Raw genomic sequence first — 18,592 nt, 5'->3', positions numbered from 1 at the left:
GTTATTTATTTCCCCGCTTTTCTGACATCTCCTACACTTAACAATATGTTTTTCAGGATATGAGGCCAGGATGTTTGCCTTAGTACTGTTTATTTGTTACCTGGACGGCGGCTGTGAAGATATCGTTGTCGATGTTTACGATAACGAGCGGCAGTGCACAACGGCCATGGACGATCAGCGGATACGCCACGGCGGCTGCTTTCCGGTAGAAGATTTTATCGACAGTTTCTGGCTCCCCGCCCGAGAATACAGCGATTTTTAGCCCGCCAGCTGTAGCGCCACCAGGGTTAGCGCTCCACCAAATACGGCCCCTGTATCGATATAATGCTGGTTATCGCTGTCATAGCGCCGTTTGAGCGGCGTATGGCCGAACCAGAAATGATCGGCGCCGGCAATCGCGCCGTGACGCCCGGCGAAATGGTCGGCAAGCCGCTGCCGACGCCACAACACCTGATGCTCATCGACAGCGCGCTGCCAGCAATAAACCGCGGCGGGGTAATCAGCATGGGCAATGACGTGCACCTGCCCACCGCTGTGGAGTTCGATAATCAGCGGTAGGTCGCGGCAGCGGGCGATAAGCTCCGTAAGGCGCCGCCTCTGGTTCTGCGGAGATTGCGTATACCAGTCGCCTCCGTTCATCTCCCAGAGCCGCATATCGCTGCCCGCAAGCGCCTCCAGCGCCATCTGCTCATGGTTTCCACGTACCGCGCAAACCCAGTGATAGCGCAGTAAATCCAGGCATTGCGCGCTTTGTGGTCCACGATCGATCAGATCGCCCACCGAGAGAAGCAGGTCCTGATAAGGGTCAAACCTGTGCTCGCGAAGGGCCGCCATCAGGCGTCCGAAACAGCCGTGCAGATCGCCCACCAGCCAGATATTACGCCAGGCGGAACCGTTAATGCGCTGATACATATTATGTCCTCCTCGCACAATTATAGGAAAAATCCGCCACTTCAACGCCCGTAATATGGACACCTCAATCGACTTTAAACGAAAGGCAAATATAGTCCGGCGGGGCATTAAGCTCTCCACGATATATCCATAGAATAGAGGCTAAATAACTCCGAGGTATTCATCGTGACGGATAACAGCCTGCATTCAGCCAGCGTAGTTGAGCGACGCCCAAATCTTATTGCCGATCTGGTGATGGGTCGGCTCACCCCAGCCCCCATCTGGCAACAACGTCATTACCGGCTTAAGTTTTTACTGCGCACAGCATTATTTTATGCGCCAACGCGCAGCATGCTGGAAAGCCTGGCGGCGCGTGCGGACTTCAATCAGCTGCTGGCCGCTCAGGTGACGCTGCCGGGCAAAGTTCATCGCCAGTATTTGACCCGCGGATTAAACGCCAGCCAGCGCGCGCAGGCCATTATCAGCCACTACCAGTTTGTCGATTCTCTGGGAGGCTCGTGCCTCGCCGGGGCCATGACCGCAGCGAAAGATGTACCGCTGCTTGAGCTGACGGGCAAAGACGACAGCCGGTTTACGCTCTCCGCCTCCTCGGCGGGCAAAGCCGAACGCGAGGGAGAAACGACGCTGTGGCTGCGCGATAGCGATGAGATTGTACTGGCCAGCGCGACCTTTAGCGTCACCCGCCAGCAGGAGCAATGGCAGTTGACCATCGGCGGTCTACAGGGGCCGCGCAGCACTGTTCCGCACGAAGTGATTAAACGAGCGACCCGCGCCTGTTACGGCCTGTTCCCGAAACGCCTGCTGATGGAATTTATCTGGTTAATGGCGGCGCGCAGCAACATTAATCACATTTACGGGGTCAGCGACAACGGCCACGTCTTCCGCGCGCTGCGCTATCGGTTGAGCAAGGGACGTCATTTTCACGCCAGCTATGATGAGTTCTGGCAATCTATCGATGGCGTCGCCGACGGCGCCTGGCGCTGGCGCTTACCGCTCCAGCTGGAAAGAAAGACGCTTGAGAGCATCGCCAGCAAGAAGCGCGCTGAATATCGTCGCCGCTTTCAGCTTCTGGATGATATGGCCGCTAAGATGGAGATACTCATGGAGTAGCTCTCCAGCCGCTTCGCCAACGCCGTTTAGCACGACGGCGTTTGCATCTTCTGCGGCGCTTTAGTTACTATCATAACTTCGTTGTACTCCTTGCGGACGGCTAATGAAGTTATGAGCAAAACTGAAACACTCCTGCTGGCTATCCTGCTGATTATTTTGGCCGCTGCTTTGTGGTTCATTTTTAGCGGACAAATATGGTTCCTGGTGAGCTTTCTGGAAACATGGTTGTATCCCTCCTTCGTCGCGCCGGAATAAATCTTTACCGATTATTTTTATCCCGCAAGTTACGGTTTTCCTTTCATCCGCTAATAACCCGTCAGGCGGTCAGATAAATACCCGCTAAAAAACTTAAAGCCGTATCTTGTCTATTATTTCATTTGTCATACAAATGTGTATACTGAGTCTCTTCCGATGTTGGCCCGTACATTTCACCTGCACTATGGGCCTGATTTCGTGCAGGTGTTTTCTCCTTTCCCTCTCTGAAAGTCACCCAGTGTCTACACCCGGCTTTTTGTCCAGATTTTTTGTTGCAAAGTTTGCACCAGATTGTGATTTTAAAAAAATCCCCTTATTTTTACGCCCCCTTTGAAAAGCAAAAAGAAAACATAAAACCAACAATCAATTAACATAAAGAATCTAACTCCAAATAAAAAGCATGAAAACCGAATAAAAATCCAATAAAAAGATAATAATCAGTCAGAAATATACAATTACACATATTCTGCAGGAGTAGTTATACGTTAACCAACAAAACCGCGGCAGTTACTCGGTGACCAACGTCTATCGCTACATTGTTGTTTATCTTCAGCGGCTTTCCACTGAGAGGTTCTCTATGAACGTCAAAACCATCTCGCGCAGTGTGCTGGGCGGCTTACTGAGCGCCATCGTTATTAGTCAACCGGCTTTCGCAGCGGGAACCTTAAGCGGCCAGATTGGCGTCCAGGTGACGCTCGGCAGCGGGTGCAGCGTATCGAACGTCCGCAATGGCGAGAATAACCGCTGGGGCAACATTAATTTCGGCGCCTATGGCGATTTAGCCAACTCCATTGATGCGGAAGTCACCGGCAGCGGCGGCGGAAGCGCGCTAACAGTGACCTGCACCGAGGACCTTGACTCGACCCTGACACTGGACGGCGGCCAGTCTGGCGATGCAGCGCTGCGCTATATGAAAAACGCCGCCGGCACCCAGCAGATTGCCTATCGACTCTATTCGGATGCCGGCCGCAGTAATGAAATTTTGCCCGGCGGCACGATATCTATCGTTGGCACCGGCAATCCCCAGGCTATTCCAGTTTTTGCCCGAATCCGCCCCGAAGACCAGAGCGTCAATGCGCCGACGGCCGATGTGTATGACGACATCGTCACTGCGACGTTAACCTGGTAATCGCATAAGGAAAATGGGCGTCATGCTTCGACCCGAGTGGCTTACATTAATTCTGTTTTTTACCTCAGGCGCCCATGCCGCCGTTGTCCAGAAGACGTTCAAAGTCTCCGCGCAGATCGCAGCAGGCTGCGCGCTTGGCGCCGGAGATGGCTCCCAAACGACGGATTTCGGTACCCTGAGTTTTGGCACCCTGTCATCGCTTTACAACAACGTTGATGTCGCCAGTACCTCCGGCGCAGGCTCAATCATCGTCACCTGCACGCCCGGCACCGCTATTTCAATCGCCCTCGACTATGGCGTCAACGGCGGCTCAGCCAGCCAGCGCTATATGTCGAACGGCAACAACAACACCCTGGCGTATCAGCTTTATCAGGACGCCAACCGCGCTAACGTTTGGGGCAACAGTACGCAGGCCTTGAGCGTCGCATCATTTCCGAGCACCACGCAAACCTACACGGTTTATGGCCGCCTTTTTGCCACGAATGGCTTCCCGGCGGTGGGCTCCTATACCGACACGGTCACCGTCACGCTGACCTATTAGATAATCCACAGGTTAACTATGATTCGCTGTAGATTTGCGCCGTTTATATTCGCTTTATCTCTTCCCTCATCGGTTCTGGCCGCAAGCTCCGTCCTGGTATGGCCGATCTTTCAAACTATCGAAAGCCACGAAAAAGGTTCTGAACTGTGGCTGGAGAATCGCGGCAGTTCGCCGGTTAATTTGCAGCTGCGCGTTTTTGCCTGGGATCAAAAAGGGTCAGCGGACGTCTACGCCGACCAGCGCGATGTTGTCGCCAGCCCCCCTTTTACCACGGTAGCGCCGGGGCAGCGGCAACTGGTGAGGCTCATGCGCGTTGCCCCTATCGCCAATGGCAAAGAGCAGTCCTACCGCATTGTTATCGATGAGATCCCTGCCGCGCAGCCGGTAACGCAGACGGAACAGAACTCCGCCGGGCTGAAAATGCGCATGCGCTATGTCCTGCCGCTGTTTACCTATGGGCAGGGGCTCACGCCGTTAAAGAACGCGGGTTCAGTCGAATCGGTAAGGACGACGCTGCGCTGGTCGCTCGCGCAGCAAAATAACCGCCAGACGCTATGCATCGATAATAGAGGCAATCAACATGCGCGGCTCAGTACGGTTTACTGGGCGAACGCGAGCGGCAACGGCAAAATTCCCGTGGCTAATGGCCTTCTCGGCTACGTTCTGGCGCAGAAAAAGGCCTGTTTCCCGAACGCCGGAAACGCTTCCGCGCCATCAGGAATACATCTGTTCGCGAAGTTAACGGATAACGGTCAGGCGGTGGAAATTCCGGCGAATCGTTAAAAATGAGAGATCTGAAAAGAACGGCGTCCGGGGGGCTGCTGGCGGTGGCGTCGGTGACGGCCTGCGCCGCGACCTATGATTCCCTGCCTGCGCCTGCGGCATCCTACGGCGAAAGGCAGGAGTATGAGCTGTACCTCAGCTTATCGGTCAATGGCAATATTCTTGCCGGCGCCGTTCCGGTCAAGGTCAATGCTGGTCACTACTGGGTTGCGGCCAGCGTTCTACGGCAAGCGCATATTCCCCTGCAAACCCATGATGCGCTGGTGGATGTCACGGCGCTCCCCTCGGTTAAGGTCGAATATGACCAGCCGGGGCAAGTGCTTAAGCTTCAGGTTCCGGACCAGTGGCTCCCCGAACAGCGCATCGGGGAAACCACGGGACAACAATACCAGGCCGCGATCGGCAGTCCGGGGATTTTATTTAACTACGACGCTTACAGCCTCTTTTCATCAGGCGGCACGCAAACCACCAGCACCTTCACCGAAACGCGTCTTTTTGGCCCGCCGGGCGTCCTTTCCAATAACGCCGCGATCCGGCAAAACTGGTCTTCGTCGGGCTATGAACAACAGGGCTATATGCGCTACGACACCCTGTGGAAATACAGCGATAGCGAACAGATGATAAGCTACCAGGCCGGCGACGTGGTCAGTAACGCTCTGACCTGGAGCAGTTCCGTGCGCATGGGTGGGCTACGCGTAAGCCGTAACTTCAGCGTGCGCCCGGATCTGGTGACATATCCGCTGCTTAACTTATCCGGCAGCGCGGCGGTCCCTTCAAGCGTCGACCTGTTTATTAACGGTTATAAAACCAGCTCGTCGCAGGTTAATGGCGGCCCCTATACGCTGACCAACGTTCCGTGGATCAGCGGCGCCGGCGAAGCGACCGTAGTGACTACCGACGCCCTTGGCCGCCAGGTCTCTACCAGCGTTCCTTTTTATGTCTCTAATACCCTCCTGCGGGAAGGCCTGAGCGATTTTGATTTCACCCTTGGCGCCCTGCGCAACAACTACGGCATCAAGAATGCCGATTATGGCGCCGGGGCGGTGAGCGCGATTTATCGCTATGGATTAACCCACTGGCTTGCGCTCTCGGCGCATACCGAAGACCGCCAGGGATTAGCTAATGCCGGGATAGGCGGCGATATTGGGGTAGGAAATTTGGGCACCCTCAGCCTGTCGGGCAGCGCCAGCCGCGGCGAAGGAGACGGAAACCAGCTCACCTCGGGTTACTCCTACTATGGCAATAGCTGGGGAGTGAACTATCAGCATATCCGCCGCAGCGCCAGCTACGACAACCTCAGCACCTATGGCTCTAGCGCCACGCTCAGCCGTCAGTCAGACCAGGCCACGCTGAGCCTGAGCCCGTGGGGAAGAACCCTCGGTTCTTTTAGCATTGGCTACTTTGATATCCAGGCCGAGGATCGTTCGCGCACCCGCCTGTTGAACCTCTCCTGGAGCCGTAGCCTGTGGCTTAGCAGCAGCCTCAACCTGAGCGTAAACCGCGATCTGCAGGAAGGTAGCTACTCAAGCATGCTGCAGATAATCATCCCTTTCGATTCGCAAAGCTCTATGCAGTTAAGCGGCCAGCGCGCCAGCTCCGGTCAATGGGGCGAAAATATCAGCCTCAACCGCTCCGCCCCGGCAGAAGGCGGGCTTGGCTGGAACCTCGCCCATTCGGTGGGCGGCGATAATTATAGCCAGGCGGATCTGACCTGGATCAACCGCGTGTCGACGTTGAGCGGAGGCTACTACGGCTCACGCAACGATCGTCACAGCTGGTTTGAAGCCACGGGATCGGTGGTGCTGATGGATAACAGTCTGTTCTTCGCCCGGCAGATTAACGACGCGTTTATCGTTGTCTCCACCGGTAACTACCCGAACATTGCGGTGAGCTATGAAAACCGCAAAGTCGGCGTGACGGATAAAAACGGCCATTTGCTGATCCCGTGGGCGACGGCGTGGTATCCGGGAAAAATTACCCTCGATACGCTGCCATTGCCAACGGACACCGAAGCGCTGATGGTGGAGAAACGCATCGCCGTGCGCGAAGGCAGCGGCGCGCTGGTTGAATTCCCGGTTAACCGCGTGCGTTCGGCAACCATTGTCTTCGTCGATGCTCAGGGACAGCCGCTGCCGGTCGGTACGCCCGTCGAGGAAGTGAACAGCAAACAGCGCGGTCTGGTGGGCTACGACGGCGTCGCCTGGTTCTCGCATCTCACGCGCGACAATAAAGTCATAGTCAACACCGGGGAGTTTCAATGCCGCGTGCGCTTTGCGCTCCCGGAAACAACGCCGGTTCCGCAACGGATAGGTCCGGTTAGCTGTCACCCATAACAGTGGAGATCAAGTTGAAAAGTATCCTCCCGATCTGCGCGCTGCTCTTGCTCCTTGGGCTAACAAGCAACGCGCTGGCCGCCTGCAGCATCAAAACCAGCGCGCCGGTTATCGGCCCGGTGGATTCCTTTGCTCTCAACAGCGCGCCTCAGGGCGTGATGGCCGGCGCGGGGTTTTACTGCACCCCGGAGCTGGTGGCGCTGAACTCAACCAACACATTAAGCGCCACCCTGTCGTCGGCCAACAAGAGCAACGGTATTCCGCGGCTGCTTAATGGCGCGGGCGACGCCATCCCTTACAGCGTCTGTTCTGACGCTTCGTGCTCGCCGGCCTATCTGGATGGCGGCGTGATTAGCTGGTCCAGAACAACGCTGCTCGAACTGCTGGGTTTATTTAACTCAAGCGATGGCACCATGCCGCTCTATTTCAGAACCACCCCGGGCGCCAACGTCCCCGCCGGTACCTATACCGATGTGTTAACCATCACCTGGGTGTACCGATTCTGCTACGTCGGGCTCGATCTGCTGGGCATTAAGATATGTATTCCGAATAACGGAACGCTGACCTCTACGGTCAATGTGTCGGTGAAGGTGATCAATGTTTGCTATATCGACAGCGCGCCAGACGTCGAATTTACCTCTGCCGCCCTTCCGTCCGGTTTTAGCAACTACAGCGGCCAGCTTGCCATCCGCTGCACGAAAAACGCGGCCTACACCATCAACCTCACCAGCACTAACGCCAGCGTCGGCGACTGGCGGCAGATGAGCCAACCCATCGCGAACCAGCCTACCGCCTGGCTGCAGTACCAATTTTACCAGCCCAACGGCAGCGCATGGACGGAAAATAACAATCTCAGCGTGGCCGGATCCGGCGCCGCGCAGCCCGCAAACTACACCCTAAAAATAAACCCGACCCAGAGTAACCAGCCTGCCGGAACCTATACCGATACCGTACTGGTGACCGTTAGCTACTAAAACGTTAGCAGACGATTTTTTGTAAAAGAAATGTTTGGGAAATTATTGTTGTGGTATAAGAAAAAAGCCCCGAAAAAAGTGAATGGGGTTTTGCAAGGGAATCTGCGATTTGTGAAAAATAGATAAAAAGAGACCGAACACGATTCCTGTATTCGGTCCAGGGAAATGGCTCTTGGGAGAGAGCCGTGCGCTAAAAGTTGGCATTAATGCAGGCTAAGTCGCCTTGCCTTATAAGAATAGTTTACCGTGTCAGGTTTTCCAGTCCGTGACAAAAGTGGACGAATAATTCGTCTCAAAATTGCTGATATCAACAAAAAACCGCCATGCCCGGTATTGGGGGATGGCGGTTTTTTTTCATGTAAATACAGCGGGATGCAGGCGGCGATCAGCAGAGTTTCTGCGCGCGCTCAATAAAGGGCGCCAGGCTCATTTTTTGTCCCGGCCGTTGCGGATCGTCAATCTGGATCACGGAAATCGGCTGCGCGTTGGTTTTACCGTCTTTCATCTGCTGTTCGGCGATGTCGTTTAGCGGGTACTGCACCAGGGTACTCGGATTAATGGCGAACAGCGCATTGCCCGGACGGCAGGTCAGCATCACCTCTTCACGGTTAAACGCCCAGCTCTCTTTACCCACCTCAAAGCGGCTCACGGTAATCACCTGCGGCGCCGCCAGCGCAGCGCCAGAACTTGCCAATAACAACATTGTCAGAACGATTTTTTTCATGATTTAACCAGTTTATTCAGAAAGGTTCCCAGGTGGCAAACAGGCTGACGGCAAACAGCGCCAGCGCTCCCAACGCAATTTCTATCTGCGTGGTGCGCACGATGAGCTGCTCCGCTCGCGTTCCGCCTGCCGACATGCGTGGCACCAGAACATACCGGTTCACCAGCGCAATTGCCACCATTGCCGCTACCAGCGCACATTTCAACAACAGCATACGCCCCCAGGGCGAGGCGCTGATAAGTTCGCCCTGGATCAGCAGCGCATTTACCACCCCGCTGGCGATGGCGCCGGCAACCGCCAGATGTCCGTAACGCGAAAACCGCATCATGGTGAAAATCGCCGCCTGCCGCCAGCGACCGTGCGCCAGGCGAAGACAGTAGATAAACGGCAGCAGACCGCCAAACCAGCTGGCCACGCAAAACAGATGAAGCGCATGATTGGTTCGCTGCACTATCCCCAGCAAGCCATCGTTCATCGCGGCATGTCCGACGCCCGCCAGCAGCAGCAACTGGGCGCAAAACAGCACCAGCAGTAAACGCCCCGGTCGCCGGGGCTTCAGCCAAACCACTGCCAACGCCACAAAGGCGAGTAAAATTTGCCATACCCACACACCGCCAAATTGCGTCCCGGCCACCGCCTGCCAGATAGCCGGCTGCCAGACATCCGACCAGCCGTTGCCCATCAGGCCGCCCTGCGCCATCAGCATCAGCAGCGCCGACAGCGCGCTAGCCAGTAGTAAATGACGCATTAGCGGATAAAAACGCTGCATCATCAGACGGCGCAAGGCCGCTGGCGCCCACCACGCGCCGTAAAGCAGGCAGCCGAAAGCGACGATCAGCGAAATGAAATGGATAAAGCGTAAGCTGACATAGACGGCACTGAGCATCGGCTTACTTCACGGTAAAGGTGTATTGCCCTTTGGTCTTATGGCCATCTACGGAGACCACGTGCCAGTCAACGGTATATTCGCCCGGCGTCAACGCCTGCTCAACCGGTACCGTCAGTTGAGCCTTATTGCTGTCGCTGCGGACGGGTTTACCGAGGGTGATGGGCTTCTGCTGCGGCCCGGTGAGGGTTACGCCGCTAAACTGCGTTTCGATGCCTTCGGAGAAGTTCAGGGTCAGCGCCTGCGGTGACGCCTCCACCTCACTACCGGCAGCCGGCAGCGGTTGTTGCAAATGGGCGTGGGCAAATGCGCCTGCGGAGGTCAGGCAACCGGCGAGAAACAGAGACAGACGCAGGGCGCGTCCGGCGATGATTGGCATAGTTGTCATTCCTTTTTGTTATGTATGTAGCACAGAGAATAACCCTGTATAATGGCGCAGTCGAGCTAAGCGTCTGAGACTTGCCTTTTTGCCGCGTGCTTAGTACTTTTTGCGGCATTATCAGAGGAGAAACCGATGGAAAACAACCTGGCTAAACTATCCCAGGAGGAGATGGACAAAGTGAATGTCGATCTCGCCGCGGCTGGTGTCGCCTTTAAAGAACGCTACAATATGCCGGTGGTGGCTGATTTAGTCGAAAGAGAACAGCCCGAGCATCTGCGCAGCTGGTTTCGCGAGCGTCTGATTGCCCATCGGCTGGCCTCCGTTTCGCTCTCTCGCCTGCCCTATGAACCGAAACAGAAATAATTCCCGTCCTCTGCGGACATCCGAGTTGGCAAGACCTGCGCATTCCATTACGCTGGTTTCTTTGGCCTGGAGCGAGCCATGCTGCGCGTAATCGATACAGAAACCTGCGGATTGCAGGGAGGCATTGTTGAAATCGCCTCGGTAGATATCATCGACGGACAAATCACCAATCCCATGAGCCATCTGGTTCGCCCCGATCGTCCTATCAGCCCACAGGCGATGGCGATTCACCACATCACCGAAGAGATGGTTGCCGATAAGCCATGGATCGAGGAGATTGTGCCGCTGTATATGGGCAGTCCGTGGTATGTCGCCCATAACGCTAGCTTTGACCGCCGGGTGTTACCGGAAATGCAGGGTGAGTGGATCTGCACGATGAAGCTGGCGCGCCGCCTGTGGCCAGGCATCAAGTACAGCAATATGGGGCTGTATAAATCGCGCAAGCTCAGCGTCGCGACGCCACCGGGACTGCATCATCACCGGGCGCTGTACGATTGCTATATCACCGCGGCCCTGCTGCTCGATATCATCAACACCTCCGGCTGGACGCCTGAGGAGATGGCGACCATTACCGGCCGCCCGGCGCTGCTCTCCACCTTTACCTTCGGCAAATATCGCGGCAAGCCGGTTTCCGAGGTTGCGGAAAACGATCCCGGCTATTTGCGCTGGCTGTTCAATAACCTGGATCGCATGAGCCCCGAGCTGCGCCTGACGCTGAAGCACTATCTCGGGGAGTAATCGGCGCTATACCTCCGCCTGGCCCGGCAGCGTCCCCTGCGCCAGACCAATCAGAAACGCAAACTCCAGCGCCACGCCCTCATAGCTTTTAAAACGGCCGGATTTACCGCCGTGGCCGGAATCCATATCGGTACACAGCAGCAGCAGGTTATCGTCGGTTTTCAGCTCGCGCAGTTTCGCCACCCATTTTGCTGGCTCCCAGTATTGTACCTGCGAATCATGCAGGCCCGTGGTGACCAGCAGATGCGGATAGGCCTGAGCCTCAACGCCGTCATACGGGCTGTAGCTTTTCATATAGCGATAGTATTCTTCATCCTGAGGATTACCCCACTCTTCAAACTCGCCGGTGGTCAGCGGGATCGACTCATCGAGCATGGTGGTGAGGACATCCACAAATGGAACCTGGGCCACCACGCCGTGGAAGAGCTCCGGCCGCTGGTTCACCGCTACGCCCATCAGCATACCGCCGGCGCTGCCGCCCATGCCGTAGCAAAAACGCGGATTGCCGTAACCCTGTGCCAGTAGCGCATCGCAGACGTCGAGATAATCGTTGAAGGTATTTTTCTTGCACAAAAACTTACCGTCTTCGTACCACTGCTGGCCCAGCTCGCCACCGCCGCGAATATGGGCGATAGCGAAGACAAAGCCGCGGTCGAGCAGGCTCAGTCGGCTGGCGCTGAAATCCGCATCCATGCTGGCGCCATAGGAGCCGTAGCCGTACACCAGCAGAGGGCTGGCGCCCTTGCGGAAATATTCATCACGGTAGACCAGCGAGACCGGGACTTCCACGCCGTCGCGGGCGTTGATCCAAAGATGCTCGCTGCGGTAGTGGCTGGCATCAAATCCTTTGACTTCCTGCTGTTTGAGTACCCGCCGCTCGCCGGTATTCATATCCAGCTCGAACAGCGTATCCGGGGTTGTCATGGAGGAGTAGCCATAGCGCAGGCGCGAGGTTTCCGGCTCCGGATTATAGGCAAGCCAGGTTACGTAGGCCGGATCGTCAAACGCGATCCCCTGCGATTCTCTTGTCTTACGGTTGATCTGGCGCAGACTGGTTAGCCCGCGCTGGCGCTCTTCCACAACCAGCCAGTCGGTAAACAGGGTAAAACCTTCCAGCATCACTTCGTGACGCGGCGCTATCAGGGTCTCCCATTCCTGCTCATCGCGCAGGGTGCTGCGATAAAGGCCGAAGTTCTTACCCTCACGATTAGAGCGCAGATAGAAAGTGTGCTGATAGTGATCGAGGCTATATTCATGATCTTTACGCCGGGGTAGAAAACAGACCGGTTCGGCGTCGGTCATTTCCGCATTGAGCAGCAGTACTTCGCTGGTGGTCGCGCTGGCCAGGTAGATCACCACAAACTGCTGGGATGTTGTCTTGTGTACGCTGACGTAAAAAGTGTCGTCCTGCTCTTCATACACCATAACATCCGCACTGGCCGGCGTACCCAGACGGTGGCGCCAGACCTGATACGGCAGCAGCGTGGTGGGGTGTTTACGCACGTACCACAGAGTCTGCGAATCGTTACTCCAGGCAAAATCAGGTGAGACGTTCTCCAGCACTTCCGCAAATTGTCGGTCGTCGTTTAAGGGAAAGAAGCGCAGGCTATACTGGCGTCGGGAGAGATAGTCTTCCGCCACCGCCATCAGGCTGTTGTCGGGCGAAACGCCTAATCCGCCGAGGGTATAAAATTCGCTACCGGCCGCACGCTGGTTGCCGTCAAGCAGGACGTCCCATTCGTCCCACTCCTCTTTGACTACCGGCTGGCGTTGATAAATCGCGTACTCGCAGCCCGGCTCGTAGACCTGACGGTAACGATAGCCATTTTTGCTGTAGGGGGCCGACACTTCGCGCTGCGGAATACGGTCGATAATCTCCTTGAGCACCCTATCCTGCAGGCTACTTTGCGAAGACATCACTTTTTTGCCGTACTCATTTTCCTGGCGCAGATAATCCAGCACTTCCGGCTGCGAGCGATCGTCATCGCGCAGCCAATAGTAATTATCGATTCGCGTGTCGCCATGTAAGGTCATGGCATGGGGGATCCGTTTGGCTTTTGGTGGCATCTGCTTATTCTTCTGCGGCTTGTATTGGGTAGTAAAATTTTCAGGCTGCCTCAAAGCAGCCTGAAGGGTAACGTGACTACACAATATATAAGGGTGGCAAAAGTCGCCAGCGATGCAAGCGAAACGTGCGGATTTAAGCCGTTACGGCCTGTTTTTGCGCCTGAATATCCCGTTCGATATTTTCACGCACTTCCTGCGGGAGCTTCAGCGCTTCGCCGAGGGCATTGAGGTAGCTACGTTCCATAAAGTGGTCAATATCGATGACCGCGCAGCTGATATAGTAAACTTCAAGCGCCTCTTGCTCGCTGCTGATACCCTGCGCCAGGCTCTGCGGGTCAAGCGGCTGCGCCAGCGCCCGGTCAATTAACACTCGGCCCTGGACGTCGACATTTGCCGCACGTAGTTGCTCTTCAATATTTGCCCGCTCGCGATCGTCAATATGTCCATCGCTTTTGGCGGCGAAGACCAGCGCCATAATTAGCCGTTCGCTGCGGGCGTCGAGTTCGGCCGGTGCGGAAGATGGCGCCTGAACGGGCACAGCCTCTGCCGATGCCGGCTGCGCGCTGGCGCGCATTTTCTGCTGGTATTTATTCCACAACACGCTGCCCGCAACCGCGCCGCCGCCCACCAGCAGCGCACCGGTACCGTATTTGGCTAACAGCTTGCGCGATGATTTGCTGGCCACCAGCAGACCTGCCAGCCCGCCGAGAGCGCCCGGCAGCAGTAAATTTTTGCCGCTTGGTTGATCGTCAGATGAAGAAGACCGCCCCTGCTGACCCAGCAGAGACTGCAGTTGATTAAGCCAGTTAGCCATACATTTCCTCGTTGCGCGATAAGCGATACCACCAGCCTAACCGACGCGACGTCAGGAAACGTTATCGACAGCTAAAGATGCGCAAATTCCGCGCCGGGAAGCGCGGGAGCCTGCCGCCAGAACTGCTGGCGGCGGCAGCGTAAAGCGTAACTCAGGCCGCTTTCGCTTTGCGCGGCTTCGCCGGCGCCGGGGCTTCAGATTCGATGACGTCGTCAGTCTTATCGCCCTCTTCTGCTTCTGCGCTATCGGCTGACGCCTCGGCGGCGCCCTCGGCTTCCGGCAGCTTACCGGAACGCAAAATATGGTTGAGGGTATCTTTGCGCTCGGCCAGCCACATCGCCATACTATCGCGCTGCTCTTCGTCAAGCGTTAGCGGGCACTCAACCAGCCAGTCGTTCAGTACTTCCGCCAGATCGAGCATTTTGTCATAAGCATCGGCCTCTTTTTTGCTGGCAAAAGACATTTTTTCCTCACCTTCGCGAATCACTACATATTTAATTTCAACCGCCATGATGCAGCCTCTCAGCACTGTATTTTTATACAGTATATCAAATTTCTTCCCCGAACTCAAATGACGCGCATAAAGACATGCGCAAACGTTTTCGTTTATAATGCGGCGCATGTTTTTTTACTGCGGAAGAGAGTTATGACTGTATTAGGTACGGCGCTGCGCCCTGCGGCAACAAAGGTAATGCTGTTAGGTTCCGGCGAACTGGGTAAAGAGGTGGCCATTGAATGCCAGCGTCTGGGAATTGAGACCATCGCCGTCGATCGTTACCCTGACGCCCCGGCCATGCAGGTCGCACACCGTTCGCACGTCATCAATATGCTGCATGGCGAAGCGCTGCAGGCGCTGATTGAGCAGGAAAAGCCTGACTTTATCGTGCCGGAAATCGAGGCCATCGCCACCGACACCCTGGTCGACCTGGAGCAGGCCGGGCAGAAAGTCGTCCCCACCGCCCGCGCGGCAAAGCTCACCATGAATCGTGAAGGGATCCGCCGCCTGGCCGCTGAAGAGCTGAAGCTGCCGACCTCCGCCTACCATTTTGCCGACAGTGAACCCGCCTTCCGCGAAGCCGTCGCCGAGATAGGCCTGCCGTGCATCGTCAAGCCGGTAATGAGTTCATCGGGTAAAGGCCAGAGCTTTATTCGTTCCAGCGAACAGCTGGCTGACGCCTGGCAATATGCGCAGCAGGGCGGCCGCGCCGGAGCCGGACGCGTTATCGTTGAAGGCGTGGTGAATTTTGATTTCGAGATCACCCTTCTCACCGTCAGCGCCGCGGACGGCGTACACTTCTGCGCGCCGGTCGGTCATCGCCAGGAGGATGGCGACTATCGTGAATCCTGGCAGCCGCAGCGAATGAGCGCGCTGGCGCTGGAAAGCGCGCAGGAGATCGCCCGCCAAGTGGTGCTGGCGCTGGGCGGCTACGGCCTGTTCGGCGTCGAACTGTTCGTCTGCGGCGACGAGGTGATTTTTAGCGAAGTCTCGCCGCGCCCGCACGACACCGGTATGGTCACGCTGATTTCGCAGGATTTATCGGAGTTCGCCCTGCACGTTCGCGCCTTCCTCGGACTGCCGATTGGCGCGATCCGCCAGTACGGCCCGGCGGCCTCTGCGGTGATCCTGCCGCAGCTGACCAGCCAGAACGTCACCTTCAGCAATATTCAGGCCGCGGTCGGCGCGGGACTGCAACTGCGTCTGTTCGGCAAGCCGGAAATCGACGGTTCGCGTCGCCTGGGCGTCACGCTGGCAATAGCCGATAACGTTGAGGACGCGGTTGCACGCGCCAAAGCGGCGGCTTCGGCAGTCATGGTTGCGGGATAAAAAAAAGCCCGGTCGCAGACCGGGCCTCTGGTGAGCGCGCGATAATTACTTCGCGCCTTCTACCGCTTCACGAGCCAGTTTGGTGATACGGTCGTAATCACCGGCTTCCAGCGCATCCGCCGGAACCAGCCAGGAGCCGCCGATGCACAGCACGCTGTTCAGCGCCAGATAATCACGATAGTTCGCCGGAGAGATACCGCCAGTCGGGCAGAAGCGAATATGCGCGAACGGGCCGCCAATCGCCTGCAGCGCTTTCACGCCGCCGTTAGCTTCTGCCGGGAAAAATTTGAACTCTTTCAGACCATACTGCATACCCAGCATCAGCTCGGATACGGTGCTGATCCCCGGGATCAGCGGAATGGTGCCTTCGCCGGTCGCCGCTTTCAGCAGGGATTCGGTCAGGCCCGGGCTGATAGCAAACTGCGCGCCCGCTTCGGTCACTTCTTTCAGCTGCTCAACGTTGGTGACGGTACCGGCACCGACAATCGCTTCCGGGACCTCTTTGGCGATCGCGCGGATAGCGTCCCTCGCGCACTCGGTACGCAGAGTCACTTCCAGCACGCGTACGCCGCCCGCAACCAGCGCTTTCGCCATTGGCACAGCGTGTTCCAGCTTTTTCACCACGATTACCGGTACAACCGGGCCGGAGGTGAGGATTGCTTCTGCAGTTGTTTTCCAGTTTTTCATTAGATTTTCTCTCGCCAGATCTACAAATCGAATCGTCTTAAAAAGTGATGCAGGTTGCGCCCTGTTCTGCTCCGGAGAGTTTCTCACGCAGCGCACCGAACATCTCCCGGCCGGTTCCCACGCGCGAACCGCTCAGGTCAGGAATATGCGGCTGACGGGCAGCCAGCTCGGCGTCATCGACCAGCAGCGTCAGCTCGCCCGTCTGGCCGTTGACGCGAATAATGTCGCCATCGCGTACCTTCGCCAGCAGACCACCATCGTACGCTTCGGGCGTCACATGAATAGCCGACGGCACTTTGCCTGATGCGCCGGAGAGTCGACCATCGGTCACCAGCGCAATTTTGAAACGGTGGTCCAATAATACACCAAGTGGCGGCATAAGTTTATGTAATTCTGGCATGCCGTTCGCTTTTGGTCCCTGATGACGGACCACCACCACGCAATCTTTATCGAGCAGCCCCGCTTCAAAGGCGGGCAGCACGTCATGCTGGCTCTCGAAAACCACCGCCGGCGCTTCGATAATCTGGTTCTCAACCGGCACAGCGGAAGTTTTCATCACCGCGCGACCGAGATTGCCGCTCAGCACTTTGGTGCCGCCGTGGCGAGAGAACGGCTTGTCAAACGTGGCGATAACCGCTTCATCAAGCGGAGCGGCCGCTCCTTCGCGCCAGTCAAGCTCACCGTTATTAAGCCAGGGTTCCATGGTGTAGCGAGAGAGGCCGAAACCGGCAACGGTGTGAACATCTTCATGCAGCAGGCCGCCTTTCAGCAGCTCGCGCACCAGCACCGGTACGCCGCCCGCGGCCTGGAAGTGGTTAATATCCGCCGGGCCGTTCGGGTAGAGGCGCGCCAGCAGCGGCACCACGTCAGAGAGATCGGAGAAATCATCCCAGTTAATGATAATCCCTGCCGCCCGCGCCATGGCCACCAGGTGCATGGTATGGTTGGTGGACCCGCCGGTTGCCAGCAGCGCGACAATCCCGTTGACCACTACTTTTTCATCAAACATTTTACCCAGCGGCATCCACTCGTTACCGTTGCCGGTCAGACGGGTCACCTGGCGGGCGGCGGCGGCGGTCAGCGCTTCGCGCAGCGGCGCATCCGGATGCACGAATGACGATCCGGGCAGCTGCATCCCCATAAACTCAACCACCATCTGGTTGGTATTGGCGGTACCGTAGAAGGTACAGGTGCCGGGCGCATGGTAAGACGCGGCCTCGGACTCCAGCAGCGCCATGCGATCCACCTTTCCTTCCGCATAGAGCTGACGAATGCGCACTTTTTCTTTATTCGCCAGGCCGCTGGCCATCGGGCCGGAAGGAATAAAGATGGACGGCAGATGGCCGAACGACAGCGCAGCCATCGCCAGGCCCGGGACAATTTTATCGCAGACGCCAAGATAGAGCGCGCCGTCAAACATGTTGTGCGACAGGCCAATCGCGGCGGACATGGCAATCACTTCGCGGCTGAGCAGCGACAGCTCCATCCCGTCCTGCCCCTGCGTCACGCCATCGCACATCGCCGGAACGCCGCCGGCGACCTGGCCCACCGCGTTCGCGGAGTGCAGCGCTTTGCGGATAATGTCCGGATAACGCTCATAGGGCTGGTGGGCGGAGAGCATATCGTTGTAGGAGGTAATGATGGCGATGTTATTGCGCAGCATGCTTTTCAGTGAGGCTTTGTCATCCGCCTGGCAGGCGGCGAAGCCGTGGGCCAGGTTACCGCACGCCAGTTGGGCGCGATGCACGGTATCGGTTTTGGCCTGGTTAATCCGGGCGAGGTAGGCTTCGCGGGTATCGCGCGAGCGTTCGATGATGCGATTTGTTACCCGTAACATTTCTGAATTCATAAAGGCTCCTCAAATTTTATCTGTCCGGCCGCAGCGCTTTAACGATACTTTTCGGTGTTTAAGGCACCTGTACTGGGGCTCAGGGGCAAAATATCTGTAGGCAGTGTAATAAAAAAAGCCCCGGGGGTGAATCCTCCGGGGCTTAAAAGATTAAAAATTACACGACTTGCTGCGTCAGATCATGTTACCGGTAAAATAACTCTGACGGAGGAGATGGCGA

At 56.7% G+C, this 18,592-nt stretch carries 20 protein-coding genes; 11 read left to right on the top strand and 9 right to left on the bottom strand.

What is annotated here, in order from left to right; genetic code table 11:
* Positions 1 to 70: 70 nt before the first annotated feature.
* The gene (locus EGY08_RS26585) at positions 71 to 262 is read left to right on the top strand and encodes a YebW family protein (protein WP_004122014.1); all 192 of its coding nucleotides are present in this window, start codon (positions 71 to 73) and stop codon (positions 260 to 262) included.
* On the opposite strand, the gene pphA is transcribed toward EGY08_RS26585, so the two are convergent.
* Positions 259 to 912: a protein-serine/threonine phosphatase gene (gene pphA / locus EGY08_RS26580; protein ID WP_123829171.1), complete on the bottom strand. Its 654-nt coding sequence runs from the start codon at positions 910 to 912 to the stop codon at positions 259 to 261. The genes EGY08_RS26585 and pphA overlap by 4 nt on opposite strands.
* A 165-nt stretch (positions 913 to 1,077) precedes the next feature.
* Here pphA and EGY08_RS26575 point away from each other — a divergent pair, with 165 nt between their 5' ends.
* From EGY08_RS26575 to EGY08_RS26550, 7 genes are all read left to right on the top strand, one after another.
* Positions 1,078 to 2,022 (top strand): VirK/YbjX family protein, encoded by a 945-nt coding sequence (locus EGY08_RS26575; RefSeq protein ID WP_004122018.1) that lies wholly within the window; start codon positions 1,078 to 1,080, stop codon positions 2,020 to 2,022.
* A 111-nt stretch (positions 2,023 to 2,133) separates the two neighbouring features.
* Positions 2,134 to 2,277, top strand: a complete 144-nt coding sequence (locus EGY08_RS30665; protein ID WP_142445585.1) for an Ecr family regulatory small membrane protein — start codon at positions 2,134 to 2,136, stop codon at positions 2,275 to 2,277.
* A gap of 577 nt (positions 2,278 to 2,854) precedes the next feature.
* Positions 2,855 to 3,406 carry a spore coat U domain-containing protein gene (locus EGY08_RS26570; RefSeq protein ID WP_123829170.1) on the top strand — a complete coding sequence of 184 codons (552 nt, stop codon included), beginning with the start codon at positions 2,855 to 2,857 and terminating at the stop codon, positions 3,404 to 3,406.
* Positions 3,407 to 3,428: 22 nt separating this feature from the next.
* On the top strand, positions 3,429 to 3,947 hold the full coding sequence (locus EGY08_RS26565) for a spore coat U domain-containing protein (protein WP_004122022.1): 519 nt from the start codon (positions 3,429 to 3,431) through the stop codon (positions 3,945 to 3,947).
* A gap of 18 nt (positions 3,948 to 3,965) precedes the next feature.
* Positions 3,966 to 4,730, top strand: a complete 765-nt coding sequence (locus EGY08_RS26560) for a molecular chaperone (RefSeq protein ID WP_123829169.1) — start codon at positions 3,966 to 3,968, stop codon at positions 4,728 to 4,730.
* Between the two features lie 2 nt (positions 4,731 to 4,732).
* Complete coding sequence (locus EGY08_RS26555; RefSeq protein ID WP_123829168.1) at positions 4,733 to 7,063, top strand: fimbria/pilus outer membrane usher protein; 2,331 nt, start codon at positions 4,733 to 4,735, stop codon at positions 7,061 to 7,063.
* Positions 7,064 to 7,077: 14 nt separating this feature from the next.
* Complete coding sequence (locus tag EGY08_RS26550; RefSeq protein ID WP_123829167.1) at positions 7,078 to 8,037, top strand: spore coat U domain-containing protein; 960 nt, start codon at positions 7,078 to 7,080, stop codon at positions 8,035 to 8,037.
* A gap of 385 nt (positions 8,038 to 8,422) precedes the next feature.
* Here EGY08_RS26550 and EGY08_RS26545 read toward each other — a convergent pair whose 3' ends face one another.
* From EGY08_RS26545 to yobA, 3 genes are read right to left on the bottom strand one after another with little or no spacing between them, the layout of a single operon-like run.
* Positions 8,423 to 8,761 carry a YebY family protein gene (locus EGY08_RS26545; RefSeq protein ID WP_004122026.1) on the bottom strand — a complete coding sequence of 113 codons (339 nt, stop codon included), beginning with the start codon at positions 8,759 to 8,761 and terminating at the stop codon, positions 8,423 to 8,425.
* A gap of 16 nt (positions 8,762 to 8,777) precedes the next feature.
* A complete protein-coding gene (gene copD, locus EGY08_RS26540; RefSeq protein ID WP_087828997.1) occupies positions 8,778 to 9,647 on the bottom strand; it encodes a copper homeostasis membrane protein CopD in 870 nt (289 codons plus the stop codon).
* Positions 9,648 to 9,651: 4 nt separating this feature from the next.
* Positions 9,652 to 10,026 (bottom strand): CopC domain-containing protein YobA, encoded by a 375-nt coding sequence (gene yobA / locus EGY08_RS26535; RefSeq protein ID WP_123829166.1) that lies wholly within the window; start codon positions 10,024 to 10,026, stop codon positions 9,652 to 9,654.
* Between the two features lie 135 nt (positions 10,027 to 10,161).
* Here yobA and EGY08_RS26530 point away from each other — a divergent pair, with 135 nt between their 5' ends.
* The gene (locus tag EGY08_RS26530) at positions 10,162 to 10,392 is read left to right on the top strand and encodes a DNA polymerase III subunit theta (RefSeq protein WP_004122029.1); all 231 of its coding nucleotides are present in this window, start codon (positions 10,162 to 10,164) and stop codon (positions 10,390 to 10,392) included.
* A gap of 78 nt (positions 10,393 to 10,470) precedes the next feature.
* Positions 10,471 to 11,130 carry an exodeoxyribonuclease X gene (gene exoX / locus EGY08_RS26525; protein WP_004122030.1) on the top strand — a complete coding sequence of 220 codons (660 nt, stop codon included), beginning with the start codon at positions 10,471 to 10,473 and terminating at the stop codon, positions 11,128 to 11,130.
* A gap of 6 nt (positions 11,131 to 11,136) precedes the next feature.
* Here the strand turns inward: exoX and ptrB are convergent, their stop codons facing one another.
* The 3 genes from ptrB to EGY08_RS26510 form a co-directional block, all read right to left on the bottom strand.
* On the bottom strand, positions 11,137 to 13,197 hold the full coding sequence (ptrB, locus tag EGY08_RS26520; protein ID WP_032741886.1) for an oligopeptidase B: 2,061 nt from the start codon (positions 13,195 to 13,197) through the stop codon (positions 11,137 to 11,139).
* A 133-nt stretch (positions 13,198 to 13,330) separates the two neighbouring features.
* On the bottom strand, positions 13,331 to 14,011 hold the full coding sequence (locus EGY08_RS26515; protein ID WP_123829165.1) for a tellurite resistance TerB family protein: 681 nt from the start codon (positions 14,009 to 14,011) through the stop codon (positions 13,331 to 13,333).
* Between the two features lie 151 nt (positions 14,012 to 14,162).
* Entirely contained in the window at positions 14,163 to 14,522 is a 360-nt protein-coding gene (locus tag EGY08_RS26510; RefSeq protein ID WP_004122033.1) for a YebG family protein, read from the bottom strand.
* A gap of 135 nt (positions 14,523 to 14,657) precedes the next feature.
* Between EGY08_RS26510 and purT the strand changes: the two genes are divergently transcribed.
* On the top strand, positions 14,658 to 15,836 hold the full coding sequence (gene purT, locus EGY08_RS26505; protein WP_123829164.1) for a formate-dependent phosphoribosylglycinamide formyltransferase: 1,179 nt from the start codon (positions 14,658 to 14,660) through the stop codon (positions 15,834 to 15,836).
* A gap of 45 nt (positions 15,837 to 15,881) precedes the next feature.
* Here the strand turns inward: purT and EGY08_RS26500 are convergent, their stop codons facing one another.
* Together EGY08_RS26500 and edd are read right to left on the bottom strand one after the other, a co-directional pair.
* A complete protein-coding gene (locus tag EGY08_RS26500; RefSeq protein ID WP_123829163.1) occupies positions 15,882 to 16,523 on the bottom strand; it encodes a bifunctional 4-hydroxy-2-oxoglutarate aldolase/2-dehydro-3-deoxy-phosphogluconate aldolase in 642 nt (213 codons plus the stop codon).
* Between the two features lie 37 nt (positions 16,524 to 16,560).
* Entirely contained in the window at positions 16,561 to 18,372 is a 1,812-nt protein-coding gene (edd, locus tag EGY08_RS26495; protein ID WP_123829162.1) for a phosphogluconate dehydratase, read from the bottom strand.
* Positions 18,373 to 18,592: the final 220 nt, after the last annotated feature.

It is taken from the genome of Klebsiella sp. FDAARGOS_511, assembly GCF_003812845.1.
Lineage (GTDB): Bacteria > Pseudomonadota > Gammaproteobacteria > Enterobacterales > Enterobacteriaceae > Klebsiella > Klebsiella grimontii.
Note: the sequence above shows the minus strand (reverse complement) of the source record. Positions and strands in the feature narration are given on the sequence as shown.

What these genes read in the sequence shown, in the direction of transcription:
- EGY08_RS26585 (WP_004122014.1), top strand. Translation starts at nt 71, where the DNA reads ATGTTTGCCTTAGTACTGTTTATTTGTTACCTGGACGGCGGCTGTGAA.
- pphA (WP_123829171.1), bottom strand. Translation starts at nt 912, where the DNA reads ATGTATCAGCGCATTAACGGTTCCGCCTGGCGTAATATCTGGCTGGTG.
- EGY08_RS30665 (WP_142445585.1), top strand. Translation starts at nt 2,134, where the DNA reads ATGAGCAAAACTGAAACACTCCTGCTGGCTATCCTGCTGATTATTTTG.
- EGY08_RS26570 (WP_123829170.1), top strand. Translation starts at nt 2,855, where the DNA reads ATGAACGTCAAAACCATCTCGCGCAGTGTGCTGGGCGGCTTACTGAGC.
- EGY08_RS26565 (WP_004122022.1), top strand. Translation starts at nt 3,429, where the DNA reads ATGCTTCGACCCGAGTGGCTTACATTAATTCTGTTTTTTACCTCAGGC.
- EGY08_RS26560 (WP_123829169.1), top strand. Translation starts at nt 3,966, where the DNA reads ATGATTCGCTGTAGATTTGCGCCGTTTATATTCGCTTTATCTCTTCCC.
- EGY08_RS26555 (WP_123829168.1), top strand. Translation starts at nt 4,733, where the DNA reads ATGAGAGATCTGAAAAGAACGGCGTCCGGGGGGCTGCTGGCGGTGGCG.
- EGY08_RS26545 (WP_004122026.1), bottom strand. Translation starts at nt 8,761, where the DNA reads ATGAAAAAAATCGTTCTGACAATGTTGTTATTGGCAAGTTCTGGCGCT.
- copD (WP_087828997.1), bottom strand. Translation starts at nt 9,647, where the DNA reads ATGCTCAGTGCCGTCTATGTCAGCTTACGCTTTATCCATTTCATTTCG.
- yobA (WP_123829166.1), bottom strand. Translation starts at nt 10,026, where the DNA reads ATGCCAATCATCGCCGGACGCGCCCTGCGTCTGTCTCTGTTTCTCGCC.
- EGY08_RS26530 (WP_004122029.1), top strand. Translation starts at nt 10,162, where the DNA reads ATGGAAAACAACCTGGCTAAACTATCCCAGGAGGAGATGGACAAAGTG.
- exoX (WP_004122030.1), top strand. Translation starts at nt 10,471, where the DNA reads ATGCTGCGCGTAATCGATACAGAAACCTGCGGATTGCAGGGAGGCATT.
- ptrB (WP_032741886.1), bottom strand. Translation starts at nt 13,197, where the DNA reads ATGCCACCAAAAGCCAAACGGATCCCCCATGCCATGACCTTACATGGC.
- EGY08_RS26515 (WP_123829165.1), bottom strand. Translation starts at nt 14,011, where the DNA reads ATGGCTAACTGGCTTAATCAACTGCAGTCTCTGCTGGGTCAGCAGGGG.
- EGY08_RS26510 (WP_004122033.1), bottom strand. Translation starts at nt 14,522, where the DNA reads ATGGCGGTTGAAATTAAATATGTAGTGATTCGCGAAGGTGAGGAAAAA.
- purT (WP_123829164.1), top strand. Translation starts at nt 14,658, where the DNA reads ATGACTGTATTAGGTACGGCGCTGCGCCCTGCGGCAACAAAGGTAATG.
- EGY08_RS26500 (WP_123829163.1), bottom strand. Translation starts at nt 16,523, where the DNA reads ATGAAAAACTGGAAAACAACTGCAGAAGCAATCCTCACCTCCGGCCCG.
- edd (WP_123829162.1), bottom strand. Translation starts at nt 18,372, where the DNA reads ATGAATTCAGAAATGTTACGGGTAACAAATCGCATCATCGAACGCTCG.